This window comes from Methylophilaceae bacterium (assembly GCA_018398995.1).
Lineage (GTDB): Bacteria > Pseudomonadota > Gammaproteobacteria > Burkholderiales > Methylophilaceae.
The window spans coordinates 696,359-709,219 of the sequence record CP073759.1; the positions used below are offsets into that span (position 1 = coordinate 696,359).

The following is a 12,861-nucleotide window of genomic DNA, read 5'->3' on the forward strand; positions in this document are numbered from 1 at the left end:
TTTATCCTTTTTCAATTTGTGACACATCACGCACCGCGCCAAAAGCTGCGCTGGTCGTCATTGCAGCAAAAGCTCTTAATGCGGAAGAAAGATATCGCTCTCGACCCAGCGGTTTCCACGCATCTTTTCCTTTAGCTTCCATTTTTGCACGTCGCTCTATCAATGTATCTTCACTAACTTTTAAATTGATGGTGCGGTTTGGAATATCAATTTCAATAATATCACCCTCTTCAACCAATCCTATCGCACCACCTTCAGCAGCCTCTGGCGAGACATGTCCGATACTTAAACCTGATGTTCCTCCAGAGAAGCGCCCATCAGTTAATAAAGCACACTCTTTGCCGAGCCCTTTAGATTTAAGATATGAAGTTGGATACAACATTTCTTGCATACCTGGTCCACCGCGAGGACCTTCATAACGAATAAGCACTACATCGCCTGCAACTATTTTATCGGCTAAAATTGCTTCAACTGAAGCATCTTGTGATTCAAAAATACGGGCACGTCCTGTAAACTTCAAAATACTGTCATCCACGCCAGCTGTCTTCACAATACAACCATCTAAAGCAATATTGCCATACAATACCGCCAAGCCTCCATCTTGTGAATAAGCATGCGCTTTATCACGAATACAGCCGTTTGCACGATCAATATCTAAATCTGGCCACAACATACTTTGACTAAACGCGATTGTTGTTGGAATGCCACCTGGTGCTGCACGGTAGAATTTTTTTACCTCTTCATCTGCTGTTACCGCAACATCCCATTTTGCCAACGCTTCATTTAATGTGGCACTATGTACCGTTGGTATTTCACCATGAATCACACCTGCACGATTTAATTCACCTAAAATACCCATCACACCGCCTGCACGATGAACGTCTTCCATATGATATTTTGCAGTCGCAGGCGCCACCTTACACACACAAGGCACATGCCGTGAAATGCGGTCGATATCTTTCATTGTAAAATCAATTCCCGCTTCATGCGCGGCAGCCAATAAATGGAGTACCGTATTTGTTGAGCCCCCCATTGCAACATCTAGGCTCATGGCATTTTCAAACGCCTTAAAATTAGCAATTGCACGCGGTAAAACAGAGTAATCATCTTGTTCATAATGTCGTTTAGCTAAATCAACAATAGTCCGACCTGCCTGCAAAAATAACTCTTTACGTGCACCATGCGTCGCAAGCGTAGAACCATTACCAGGCAAACTTAAACCCAGCGCTTCTGTTAAACAATTCATTGAGTTTGCGGTAAACATACCTGAACAAGAACCGCATGTTGGACAAGCAGAACGCTCAATTGCTTCAGATTGGGCATCACTGACCTTATCATCAGCTGCAGCCACCATCGCATCCACCAAATCCAGCTTCATGACTTCACCCTGCCAGTTCACCTTACCCGCTTCCATAGGACCGCCCGAGACAAATACCACAGGAATATTTAATCGCATGGCCGCCATCAACATACCGGGCGTAATCTTATCGCAATTAGAAATACAAACTAACGCATCAGCGCAATGCGCATTAACCATATACTCAACAGAATCTGCAATTAAATCACGGCTTGGTAAGCTGTATAGCATGCCGCTGTGTCCCATCGCAATACCGTCATCCACTGCAATGGTATTAAATTCTTTTGCTACACCACCCACCTTTTCAATCTGACGTGCAACCAGTTGTCCCATATCTTTTAAATGCACATGACCAGGTACAAATTGCGTAAATGAGTTGGCAACTGCAATAATTGGTTTATCAAAATCACCATCTTTCATACCTGTAGCACGCCACAACGCGCGCGCGCCAGCCATATTGCGACCGTGAGTGGTAGTTCGAGAACGATACTGAGGCATAAGAATCCCTAATAAACTAATTAAAACATTATTCTAACTGATGCACCCTTCATCATGCTAGCGTATGACCAACTTATAGGCGCTAGATTCATCTCCTGAGTGCGGATGATTAAATTGCCTGCATCATGCCTATATTCATCATCGGCACTAAGACGTATAATTTGGGCACACCTAGTAGCATCAACTAACTATGACAATCAACCTAGAGGATTTTGATGATTTTGACCCACCCCCAATTTGACCCTATTGCAATACATCTTGGTTCATTTGGCATTCATTGGTATGGACTCATGTATTTAACTGGTTTTTTGGGCTTTTTATTACTTGGCAAACATCGGATTAAGCACAAGCCTTGGTTTAACTGGAACCAAACTATGATTGACGATGCGTTATTTTATGGCGCCATAGGGGTTATTGTTGGTGGTCGTTTAGGCTATGTTGCGTTTTATCAGGCTGGCTATTTTATGCATCATCCACTGGAAATATTCGCAGTGTGGCAAGGGGGAATGAGTTTTCATGGTGGCTTTTTGGGTGTATTGGTCGCGATGTTTTTTTTCAATAAAAAACATCCTCAACCCTGGTTAAATACCATGGATTTTATTGCGCCTTTAGTGCCTATTGGTTTAGGTGCTGGCCGTATGGGTAATTTTATTAATGGTGAATTATGGGGACGCGTGACTGAGGGTAATTTTGGTATGATTTTTCCGCAGGCAGATACTCTCGCTCGCCACCCATCTCAATTGTATGAATTTGCTTTAGAAGGTGTTATTTTGTTTATCTTATTGTGGTGGTTTTCTAAAAAGCAAAGACCAACTGGCGCAATATCAGGCCTTTTTTTAATTGGCTATGGTTGCTTCAGGTTTCTTGTTGAATATACACGACAGCCAGATGACTTTTTAGGTTTATTGGGGCTAGGACTCTCGATGGGGCAGTGGCTGAGTTTGCCGATGGTTTTGGTTGGGATATGGATGTTGCGCGCTGCTTATCAAAAGCGTTTTGAGTCATCAAACATCGCCTAACAACAGCGATTTACACCCGCCCACTTATTGTCTTGCCATAGCTTAACAAATGCTTTGCGTGATAGTGGCGCGGGCGCATCTACGGTACTGGCATGAAATGCAGCATGATGCTTTAAGTATCGTTCATAGGCATCATCGCCTGAAAGTTGGCGGACGATATGCCATAAATGCTTTAGCTTAAACGATTTAATTTTAGCCAACATGTGCTATTCCAACACCGTTTTCACATAAGGCGCTTCACTTGAGCTTAATACTTTTTTGCCTTGTAAATAGCGACGAGAAATATTCATCATATCAATCACAACTATCCATAAGACAACTACAAAAAACAGCGTAAGGTAAGCATCTAAATGCTGATTAAAAATAAGTTGCGGTGCGACTGCCGCCTGTTCTGCGCTCAAAGTGCCGTCTAACAGTTGCATACTCATATGATTGGCAGCAGCAAAAAAGCCAACGCGGATATCATCACTTAATATCTTTTCATATGCCGCACTCGTGGTAATAATAATCAACCAAATAAGCGGCAATGCAGTTACCCAAGCATGTTTTGGCTTGCCAGATTTAATAATAATACTAGTGGCTACACACAAGGCAATCGCGGCCAGCATTTGATTGGCAATCCCAAACAATGGCCAAAGAATATTAACGCCACCATTCGGATCAATCACACCAATATACAAGAAGTAACCCCAGCCAGCGACGACCAAACTGCTGGTTAAAATCACGGATGGCATATAGGATGTTTCACCTAATTTTTGATTAAAATTACCTAGAATATCTTGCAACATAAACCGCCCCACCCGAGTGCCCGCGTCTAGTGTTGTGAGAATAAATAGGGCCTCAAACATAATGGCAAAATGATACCAAAGCGCTAATAAGTGCTTACCAAAAGCATTGGCAAAAATACTTGCCATGCCGACTGCGAGACTTGGCGCGCCGCCAGTTCTGGCAAATAAAGTTGATTCCCCCATGTCTTTTGCTAATTGCTCCATTTGATCAACGGTCACCGCGAAACCCCAACTATTAATTGTTGCTACAGCATCTATCGCAGTTTTACCCACCACACCGGCTGGGCTATTAATCGCAAAAAATACACCCGGCTCTAATACCGTTGCGGCTATCATGGCCATCATCGCAACAAAGCTCTCGAGCAACATACCGCCATAGCCTATCATACGAATATCGCGTTCATTGGCTATCAATTTTGGTGTAGTGCCAGAAGCAATTAAGGCGTGAAAACCAGATATCGCACCGCATGCAATAGTGATAAAAACAAATGGAAATAATTTGCCCCCAAAAATAGGCCCTGTGCCATCAATAAACTGAGTAACAGCTGGCATATGAATTTCTGGCTGTAAAACAACAATAGCGATTGCCAATAAAAATATCGTACCAAGTTTCATAAAGGTGGATAGATAGTCACGTGGTGCTAGCAGCAACCAAACTGGCAACACAGCCGCTGCAAAACCATAAAGGATAATCGCGTAAGCCAATGGCACTCCATCATGATCGAATAATGTACGCAACCCTTCACTGTGATCAATCCAGCCACCAGCAAATACTGACAGTAATAACAAGACAACACCAATGGCTGATGCCTCTAATACTCTACCCGGGCGAATATGGCGAATATAAAGACCCACTATCATGGCAATTGGTATAGTTGCGGCAATGGTTGATGTTGCCCAAGGACTATGCTTCATGGCGTTAACAACAACCAATCCTAGCACGGCAATCAGGATAATCATAATCATGAAAGTGCCAATTAGCGCAGCAGTGCCACCAATAGTACCAATTTCATCGCGTGCCATCTGCCCTAAACTACGGCCATTACGGCGAGTAGAAAAGAATAGAACAACCATGTCTTGCACTGCGCCACCTAACACCGCACCTATTAATATCCATAATGTGCCAGGCAAATAACCAAACTGTGCCGCTAACGTAGGTCCAATTAATGGACCGGGTCCAGATATTGCTGCAAAGTGGTGTCCAAACACAATCCATTTATTGGTCGGAATAAAGTCGCGTCCGTTATCCAATCGTTCTGCAGGCGTTGCTCTCGTTTCGTCAATGGTTAACACTTTTGCTGCTATCCAAGCCGCATAAAAACGATAAGCAATGGCATAAATACAGGCAGCAGCAGTCACCATCCAAATAGCATTAACAGGCTCGCCACGGTTCAGTGCTATAACAGATAATGCATAAGCGCCCAGCAAAGCAACGGCAACCCAAAGTGTTAATTTTAATAATTTTTGCATGATATTGTTTAAATCGATTCGTTAGTGAATACACGCCACTGTTTAGCAGAGCGCCCCCATTTAACTGTTCTGCTTCGCCCAGTTTTTGTCGTATGGTTATAATAAACCAATTTCCACAAATGATAAGGTTTCGTTGCCTGCAATAATAAAGTGGTCAAGTACCCGCACATCGACTAAATTCAGTGCCTTTTTTAGCTCCTGCGTAATCATTTCGTCTGCACGGCTTTGCTTGGCAACGCCAGAAGGATGATTGTGCGCGAACATCACAGACGCTGCATTGTAATGTAACGCCCTTTTGACTACTTCTCTTGGATAAACGCTAGTTTGGGTTAATGTACCAGTAAACATATCCTCGGTTGCAATTAAGCGGTTTTGTGCATCTAAAAATAAAACAACAAATATTTCTTTTAATTGATTAGCGAGTTTTAGTTTTAAAAAATCACGCACTTGATCAGGTGAAGTTAAAATATCTCGCTCTTTTATTTGCTCACTTAAGGCACGACGACTCATTTCAAATACCGCTTGCAATTGCACATATTTGCTCATACCAATGCCGTGCACTAGACTAATTTCTTTGGCAGAGGCAGCATAAACACCATTTAAGCTACCAAACTGTATGAGTAAATCGCGTGCCAAATCAACCGCACTTTTGCCCACAACGCCAACACGTAAAAATATTGCCAACAACTTAGCATCCGATAGTGCTTGCGCACCAGATTCCATCAGTTTTTCTCGTGGCCGCTCACTTGCCGGCCAATCTGTAATCGCCATTATTTTTCTTCTTTCTTTTTAACGAATTATTGTTTGAGTCTGCTACTTAGCTATTGTATCCAACCAATCTCCTTTGTTGTTTTAAATCCAATTAATACTTCATTAAGGCTAGCGGGAATCTTTTTCTTATCTTCACTGATTGGCACATAGCCACCCATCAATTCAGCATCATATTGTGGATATCGTGGCTGCTTTTCTGGATCAGCATAGCCATCTGGATAAATGGGTAAACCTGTTTGCAAATCATATTTATCCGTTGCAGTTAAGGTGTGCAATAGCTCATGTGCGGTAATCACTAAATTTTGTGGATTATGCAACCGATCACCAAACAAATTCACCCGTCCAATACGGCCTTTATTCAGTGCGGTAGAATGCGATAACACCTCATGTTGCTCTACATCATAAAATAGCAAATAAAGACGAATATCAGGTGGCACAGGGACAGTTGGGCTATTATTCCATGCAAACCAACGGAAGCTGAGGCTCCAAAATATCGTTTGCATAATATTGCCATTGCTTGGCGGCACTGGTGGAATCCGCTCTAGCGCGGGCCCTAACTGAATTGCGATTGGCCGTCGCATCTTCAATCCGTATCGTTGCGCTTCTTTAGCAAAAAAGCGCTCTAAGGGCGCAAAATCATCTGGCTTTAAGCGATTAATATACTGGGCAACGTTCTCACTTCCATCCGCATTGACTGGATACAACGCTACATAAAAGTTATCATGCCAATCTAAATCTGCTTTTTCTAAAAATAATTGTTGTGTAACAATCGCTAAAATAAGCAATAAAAAACTGATTCTTAAGCTTCGCCACATGGATTTAATCCGCTCTTCTCTGTTTCATATTAAAATACAATCATTACATCAAACATGATCATAATATAACTCGTTGATATCAACGCTTGTTGATAAAAAAGTTTTCTCAAATCTTATGCAAAAAAATAAATCGTTAATTTTAGGCATTACAGGCGGTATCGCAGCCTATAAAGCAGCAGAATTAGTGCGCTTATTGATTAAAGCGCATATTGATGTCCAAGTAGTCATGACTGAAGCAGCGGCAAAATTTATTACTCCAATGACGATGCAAGCATTATCAGGAAAGCCTGTTTTTACTGGCATGTGGGACAGCAATATCGATAACGGCATGCCACACATTGAGCTAAGTCGTGGCGTTGATGCGATTCTAATCGCGCCAGCCTCTGCCGAATTTGTGGCAAAACTGCTTCATGGTCGTGCAGATGATTTACTCTCTACATTGTGTCTAGCCCGTGATTGTCCTTTACTGGTTGCACCAGCCATGAATAAACAAATGTGGGAAAACCCAGCCACACAACGTAATTTTTCACAGTTAATATCAGATAATATTGTAGTTTTAGGTCCTGGCAATGGCGAACAAGCTTGTGGAGAAACGGGTGACGGCCGCATGTTAGAAGCATCTGAATTGCTGGCAAATGTAGTAGCACATTTCACACCAAAAATATTAGCAGATAAGAAAGTGTTAATCACAGCCGGTGCAACCATAGAAATGCTAGACCCAGTGCGTGGCATTACCAATTTAAGTAGCGGAAAAATGGGTTATGCGTTGGCACAAGTAGCGGCTAATATGGGTGCTGATGTGACGTTGATAAGCGGTATTAGCCATTTAGCCAAACCAGCTAACGTCAATTTTAAGCAAGCAACTAGTGCAGAAGCCATGTACAACGCAGTCATGCAAGCCATTCAAAATCAAGATATTTTTATTGCAGTTGCTGCTGTTGCTGATTACTCACCTAGCGAAACAGCCACGCAAAAAATTAAGAAAAATGCTGAGTCGATCACCATACCATTAAAGCGAAATAAAGACATTTTGGCCGATGTTGCTCATTTATCAAATCCACCGTTCTGCGTTGGGTTTGCCGCTGAAAGCGAACATGTGATTGAATATGCGACACAAAAACGTTTGTCAAAAAAACTACCCTTAATCATCGCCAATGAAGTGACTTCTACTATCGGTTTAGATGACAACCAAGTAACGTTAATTGATGACAATGGTCACCACACGCTCACTCGTGCTTCAAAGTCGCATCTTGCACATGAAATCTTAGAACATATCTCCAATATGCTATAAATAAAAAGCCTCATTTCAAATGTGGTTAATTCATGAAAATGCTTTTAGCATGTCGCATACCAATCAGCAGATAGCACACCTCTTGTAACAAAATTAATTCATTCTATTATCATGTCAAATCACTTATTTAAATTAAAAACCCTGATGCTTGCCATCAATGTTTGCAATTGACCATAACTTGTATTTGCAGAACAAGCTAAAAAAAGCAATATCCAATTTAGCCATGTCGTAACAACAGGTACGGGTAACGAACAACATAGTTTTGAACAAGCATTTGCCGACTGCAGACTCAGTTAACTTCTTTATGTCGAAAATATGCATGATAAAGCGTACATTGGCTTAATCAGAATAAATGATGATAATAGATTATTCTATGACTAGCGCTACAGGCAACTATCTGATGGGGTTAAGCGCCTATTACTAATTTCAAATTAAAAAATACCAATTCACTAACTAGCACTAACCAATTGCTTTCCGGTTACTAGTGATTTTCGTTGTTATTTAGTGTTTAATAACATCTTATTTGTCATGTAAGAAACTGTTATGTCTATTAATGTTGATTTAAAAATTTTAGATAACCGCATTCGCAATATGATGCCCAGCTACGCAACCAAAGGCTCCGCTGGCCTTGATTTACGTGCATGCATTGAGCACACCCAAACCATACAACCAGGTGAAACAGTGATGATTCCGACTGGCATCGCTATTCATATTGATAATGCATACCATGCTGCGCTTATCCTGCCGCGCTCTGGTCTAGGCCACAAGCATGGTATTGTGCTAGGCAATCTCGTTGGATTAATCGACTCTGATTATCAAGGACAATTGTTGGTTTCTTGCTGGAATCGTAGTGGAGAACCCTTTACGCTAAATCCAATGGAGCGTATTGCTCAGATGGTCATCGTACCGGTTGTGCAGGCTGAGTTTCTTATTGTTGATGAGTTTATAGAGACCGATCGTGGAGAAGGCGGCTTTGGAAGCACTGGTAAACATTAACGCTCAGATTATTTGAAATAAATCTGTATATATCAGTTGAATTAGAGCAGTCTTTACACTATAATTGCCGTCTTTCTGAAAAGACAAAGTATTTGGAGATAACCATGGCACGTGTATGTCAGGTAACAGGCAAAAAGCCAATGGTGGGTAACAATGTTTCTCACGCACACAATAAAACAAGACGTCGTTTCTTACCGAATTTACAAAACCGTAAATTTTGGGTTGAGAGTGAGAATCGCTGGGTTAGCTTACGCATTACCAATGCAGCGTTACGCACAATTGACAAGAACGGTATTGATTCAGTACTCGCTAAAATGCGCGCTGCTGGTGAAAAAATCTAAGGAGTATTACCATGCGCGAAAAAATTAAATTAGAGTCAAGTGCTGGTACAGGTCACTTTTATACCACAACTAAAAACAAACGTACGATGCCAGAAAAAATGGAAATCAAAAAGTTTGATCCAGTAGTTCGTAAACATGTGATGTACAAAGAAAATAAAATCAAATAAACCTTTTGATTTTTTAATAAAACAACCCGCATCTGCGGGTTTTTTATTACACTTTATAATCAGATTACACAATCAGGTTCGAATAATCAGGTTCGATTTACAGCAAGAAGATTGTCGCCAAACCTAAGAATATAAAAAAACCACCACTATCTGTCATTGCTGTAATAAGCACACTAGAACCCACAGCAGGATCTTTGCCCAATTTATTCATAACCAGCGGAATAGCAACTCCCATTAAAGCTGCCAATAATAAGTTGAGCGTAATGGCTGCAGTCATTACAAAACTCAAGCGGTAGTCGGTATATAATGCATAAGTGACACCTCCAAGCACACCTCCCCAGATTAAACCATTAACAAGGGCGACTCCAAGTTCTTTGCTCAACTGCGATTGCATATTACTGCCAGATATCTGTCCCAGCGCTAAGCCACGTACTATCATTGTTGTAGTTTGATTGCCAGAGTTACCACCTATGCCTGCAACAATCGGCATCAATGCAGCCAAAGCCACTACTTTTCCTATGGAGTTCTCAAACAACCCAATCACACGTGAAGCAATTAAGGCGGTTACCAAGTTGATCGCTAACCACGCCCAGCGGTTCTGCACAGAAGCCCATACACTGGAGAAAAAGTCCTCTTCCTCACGCAAGCCAGCCATTGATAAGCGATCTGAATCTGACTCTTCTCGGATATAATCCATAACTTCATCTACGGTTAATCGTCCTACTAACTTATGATTCTTATCCACTACAGGCGCACTCACTAAATCATAGCGCTCAAATGCTTTTGCAGCATCATCTGCGATGTCTTCTGGATGAAACAATACAACATCAGCAGCCATCACATTTTCGACAGTTTCGTCCAAATCATTGACTAATATTGTCGTAATCGGTAAAACACCTTTAATATTATCGTGACGGTCAATAACAAAGATTTTATCTGTATGATCTGGCAGCTCATCCAATCGACGAAGATATCGTAAGACAACTTCAAGCGTAATATCTTCCCTCACTGTCACAATATCAAAGTCCATCAAGGCACCAACAGTGTCCTCTGGATAAGAAAGTGCAGATTGTAACCGCTCCCGATTAAGCGTATCTAAACTATCTAGCAAATCTTGTAGAACGTCTTTTGGCAAGTCTGGCGCCAGATCTGCCAACTCATCCGTACCTAACTTTTCTGCGGCAGCAAGTAGCTCTTGACTGTCCATATCTGCAATGAGAGTCTGTCTTACGGCATCAGAAACTTCTAAAAGAATATCACCATCACGATCAACCTTCACTAGATCCCAAAGATATAGGCGGTCATTTAACGGCAAAGCCTCTAAAATATGGGCAACATCTGCTGGATGCAAAGCATTTAAAATGTTCTGCAATTCAATCTTATTTTGCCTGTGTAAAATCGTCTCAATAAGGTCATGCTTAGGCATCTCTTGCTTATGCACGAGATTTTCCACTAATTGATGCTTCTTCAATAAAGAAACTACTCGATCTAGCGTTTCGGTTAACCTATCTTTTGACTCTTGAATATCCGCCATCGCTACCTTGTGTTATGACATTAATATGATTAAACGTTATTATGAAGTGTTTTCTACTTTTACCAAATAAAATGCCTACATTAATCCAACTATCGCTTTATACCACATCTAATTGTCATCTGTGTGAGCAGGCAGTTGAACTTCTGTCAAAACAGCAACATATCAAGTTAACGCTCATTGAAATAGCAGATAATAATGATTTAATCGACGTATACGGTAGCCGAATACCTGTCTTAAAAAGGACAGATAATGCTAAGGAACTTAACTGGCCATTTAATGCGCATGACATATTGCGTTTTATACAACTGTAATGCAATTAAAAAAGCCAGCATTTAGCTGGCTTTTTTGGTATTGATAATGCGGTCACTAGTCTGCTGTTATTACATCAGTAGCTTCTGGACGACCAACCAATTCAACAAATGCCATTGGTGCATTATCGCCATTACGAAAGCCACATTTAAGAATACGTAAATAACCACCTTTACGTGCTAAGTACCGAGGACCTAGTTCACCAAACAGCTTGCCAACGATTTCCCGATCACGCAAACGATTAAATGCAAGTCGACGATTAGCCAAAGTTGCATCTTTACCTAAAGTAATAAGAGGTTCTGCATATTTACGCAACTCTTTAGCTTTAGGTAAAGTTGTTCTAATTACTTCATGACGAAGTAATGATACTGACATATTACGAAACATAGCTGCACGATGACTACTCGTACGATTTAATTTCCGATTTTGATTACCGTGACGCATAGTAACTTCCTTAAACTTTTAAAATTTAGCTTTTAAGCTTTCTCAAGGCCAACTGGTGGCCAACTCTCTAACTTCATGCCCAATGTTAGACCTTTTGAAGCTAATACATCTTTAATCTCATTTAATGATTTTCTGCCTAAATTAGGGGCTTTCAGTAATTCATTTTCAGAGCGTTGAATTAAATCACCAATGTAAAAAATATTCTCTGCTTTTAAGCAGTTTGCTGAACGCACTGTAAGCTCTAAATCATCAACTGGACGTAATAAAATAGGATCAACTTGTGGTGCTGCTGCTTCCGCCTCTTCTGTTGGCGCACCTTCTAGGTTTGCAAACACAGAAAGCTGTCCAATTAAAATTGCTGCAGCATCACGAATTGCTTGCTCTGGATCGACAATGCCGTTCGTTTCAACATCCATAATCAATTTATCTAAGTCGGTACGCTGTTCGACACGCGCGCTTTCAACTTGATAGCTCACTTTGTTAATTGGGCTGAATGACGCATCAACCATGATAAATCCAAGTGTGCGATCTTCCTGATTGACTTTTGTTCTTACTGGGACAGGTTGATAACCGCGACCCATTTCAACTTTAACTTCAAGATTAAGTGCTCCACCTTTAGTCAAATGGGCAATTACATGGTCTGGATTCACAATTTCAGCATCATGACCTGATGCAAAGTCAGCAGCAGTGACAACACCTTCACCAGATTTGTTTAATGTTAAAATCGTTTCTGATTTACTATTTAACTTTAATGCTACACCTTTAAGGTTAAGCAAAATATCAACAACATCTTCTTGAACGCCATCAATAGTTGAGTATTCATGTACTACACCATCGATTTTCACTTCTGTAATAGCGAAACCAGGAATTGATGACAACAATACACGGCGTAAAGCATTGCCCAATGTGTAGCCAAAACCACGCTCCATCGGTTCTAATGTAACACGCGCTCTTAGTGGTGTTATTTCTTCCACGTTTACAACACGTGGCTTTAAATACTCTGTAGGATTACTTTGCATATCAGTCCTTGAACTAATTGGTTAATAAAAAGCGTATTGCCA

General features: G+C 41.1%; 14 protein-coding genes. 6 read left to right on the forward strand and 8 right to left on the reverse strand.

Annotated features, from left to right (window positions below):
• Position 1: 1 nt before the first annotated feature.
• Positions 2-1,855 carry a dihydroxy-acid dehydratase gene (gene ilvD, locus KFB94_03535; GenBank protein ID QVL46187.1) on the reverse strand — a complete coding sequence of 618 codons (1,854 nt, stop codon included), beginning with the start codon at positions 1,853-1,855 and terminating at the stop codon, positions 2-4.
• A 218-nt stretch (positions 1,856-2,073) separates the two neighbouring features.
• On the opposite strand from ilvD, the gene KFB94_03540 reads away from it, so the two are divergent.
• Positions 2,074-2,874 carry a prolipoprotein diacylglyceryl transferase gene (locus KFB94_03540; protein QVL46557.1) on the forward strand — a complete coding sequence of 267 codons (801 nt, stop codon included), beginning with the start codon at positions 2,074-2,076 and terminating at the stop codon, positions 2,872-2,874.
• On the opposite strand, the gene KFB94_03545 is transcribed toward KFB94_03540, so the two are convergent.
• From KFB94_03545 to KFB94_03560, 4 genes are all read right to left on the reverse strand, one after another.
• Entirely contained in the window at positions 2,871-3,077 is a 207-nt protein-coding gene (locus KFB94_03545; protein QVL46188.1) for a YbdD/YjiX family protein, read from the reverse strand. The two genes, KFB94_03540 and KFB94_03545, sit on opposite strands and share 4 nt — an antisense overlap.
• Positions 3,078-3,080: 3 nt before the next feature.
• The gene (locus tag KFB94_03550) at positions 3,081-5,132 is read right to left on the reverse strand and encodes a carbon starvation protein A (protein QVL46189.1); all 2,052 of its coding nucleotides are present in this window, start codon (positions 5,130-5,132) and stop codon (positions 3,081-3,083) included.
• Between the two features lie 96 nt (positions 5,133-5,228).
• Complete coding sequence (gene radC / locus KFB94_03555; GenBank protein QVL46190.1) at positions 5,229-5,903, reverse strand: DNA repair protein RadC; 675 nt, start codon at positions 5,901-5,903, stop codon at positions 5,229-5,231.
• Positions 5,904-5,953: 50 nt separating this feature from the next.
• On the reverse strand, positions 5,954-6,718 hold the full coding sequence (locus KFB94_03560; protein ID QVL46191.1) for a hypothetical protein: 765 nt from the start codon (positions 6,716-6,718) through the stop codon (positions 5,954-5,956).
• Between the two features lie 115 nt (positions 6,719-6,833).
• Between KFB94_03560 and coaBC the strand changes: the two genes are divergently transcribed.
• From coaBC to rpmG, 4 genes are all read left to right on the forward strand, one after another.
• A complete protein-coding gene (gene coaBC / locus KFB94_03565; protein QVL46192.1) occupies positions 6,834-8,009 on the forward strand; it encodes a bifunctional phosphopantothenoylcysteine decarboxylase/phosphopantothenate--cysteine ligase CoaBC in 1,176 nt (391 codons plus the stop codon).
• Between the two features lie 543 nt (positions 8,010-8,552).
• Entirely contained in the window at positions 8,553-9,005 is a 453-nt protein-coding gene (gene dut, locus KFB94_03570; GenBank protein QVL46193.1) for a dUTP diphosphatase, read from the forward strand.
• Positions 9,006-9,109: 104 nt separating this feature from the next.
• Positions 9,110-9,346 carry a 50S ribosomal protein L28 gene (rpmB, locus tag KFB94_03575; GenBank protein ID QVL46194.1) on the forward strand — a complete coding sequence of 79 codons (237 nt, stop codon included), beginning with the start codon at positions 9,110-9,112 and terminating at the stop codon, positions 9,344-9,346.
• 11 nt (positions 9,347-9,357) lie between these two features.
• Positions 9,358-9,513 (forward strand): 50S ribosomal protein L33, encoded by a 156-nt coding sequence (rpmG, locus tag KFB94_03580; GenBank protein QVL46195.1) that lies wholly within the window; start codon positions 9,358-9,360, stop codon positions 9,511-9,513.
• A gap of 97 nt (positions 9,514-9,610) precedes the next feature.
• On the opposite strand, the gene mgtE is transcribed toward rpmG, so the two are convergent.
• Positions 9,611-11,047: a magnesium transporter gene (mgtE, locus tag KFB94_03585; protein QVL46196.1), complete on the reverse strand. Its 1,437-nt coding sequence runs from the start codon at positions 11,045-11,047 to the stop codon at positions 9,611-9,613.
• A 71-nt stretch (positions 11,048-11,118) separates the two neighbouring features.
• Between mgtE and KFB94_03590 the strand changes: the two genes are divergently transcribed.
• The gene (locus KFB94_03590) at positions 11,119-11,358 is read left to right on the forward strand and encodes a glutaredoxin family protein (GenBank protein QVL46197.1); all 240 of its coding nucleotides are present in this window, start codon (positions 11,119-11,121) and stop codon (positions 11,356-11,358) included.
• A gap of 55 nt (positions 11,359-11,413) precedes the next feature.
• On the opposite strand, the gene rplQ is transcribed toward KFB94_03590, so the two are convergent.
• Positions 11,414-11,800 carry a 50S ribosomal protein L17 gene (gene rplQ, locus KFB94_03595; GenBank protein QVL46198.1) on the reverse strand — a complete coding sequence of 129 codons (387 nt, stop codon included), beginning with the start codon at positions 11,798-11,800 and terminating at the stop codon, positions 11,414-11,416.
• A gap of 32 nt (positions 11,801-11,832) precedes the next feature.
• A complete protein-coding gene (gene rpoA, locus KFB94_03600) occupies positions 11,833-12,819 on the reverse strand; it encodes a DNA-directed RNA polymerase subunit alpha (protein ID QVL46199.1) in 987 nt (328 codons plus the stop codon).
• Positions 12,820-12,861 lie beyond the last annotated feature (42 nt).

Bases quoted from the DNA above. Each gene is read 5' to 3' on its own strand.
- ilvD (QVL46187.1), bottom strand. From the start codon at position 1,855: ATGCCTCAGTATCGTTCTCGAACTACCACTCACGGTCGCAATATGGCT.
- KFB94_03545 (QVL46188.1), bottom strand. From the start codon at position 3,077: ATGTTGGCTAAAATTAAATCGTTTAAGCTAAAGCATTTATGGCATATC.
- KFB94_03550 (QVL46189.1), bottom strand. From the start codon at position 5,132: ATGCAAAAATTATTAAAATTAACACTTTGGGTTGCCGTTGCTTTGCTG.
- radC (QVL46190.1), bottom strand. From the start codon at position 5,903: ATGGCGATTACAGATTGGCCGGCAAGTGAGCGGCCACGAGAAAAACTG.
- KFB94_03560 (QVL46191.1), bottom strand. From the start codon at position 6,718: ATGTGGCGAAGCTTAAGAATCAGTTTTTTATTGCTTATTTTAGCGATT.
- coaBC (QVL46192.1), top strand. From the start codon at position 6,834: ATGCAAAAAAATAAATCGTTAATTTTAGGCATTACAGGCGGTATCGCA.
- dut (QVL46193.1), top strand. From the start codon at position 8,553: ATGTCTATTAATGTTGATTTAAAAATTTTAGATAACCGCATTCGCAAT.
- rpmB (QVL46194.1), top strand. From the start codon at position 9,110: ATGGCACGTGTATGTCAGGTAACAGGCAAAAAGCCAATGGTGGGTAAC.
- rpmG (QVL46195.1), top strand. From the start codon at position 9,358: ATGCGCGAAAAAATTAAATTAGAGTCAAGTGCTGGTACAGGTCACTTT.
- mgtE (QVL46196.1), bottom strand. From the start codon at position 11,047: ATGGCGGATATTCAAGAGTCAAAAGATAGGTTAACCGAAACGCTAGAT.
- KFB94_03590 (QVL46197.1), top strand. From the start codon at position 11,119: ATGCCTACATTAATCCAACTATCGCTTTATACCACATCTAATTGTCAT.
- rplQ (QVL46198.1), bottom strand. From the start codon at position 11,800: ATGCGTCACGGTAATCAAAATCGGAAATTAAATCGTACGAGTAGTCAT.
- rpoA (QVL46199.1), bottom strand. From the start codon at position 12,819: ATGCAAAGTAATCCTACAGAGTATTTAAAGCCACGTGTTGTAAACGTG.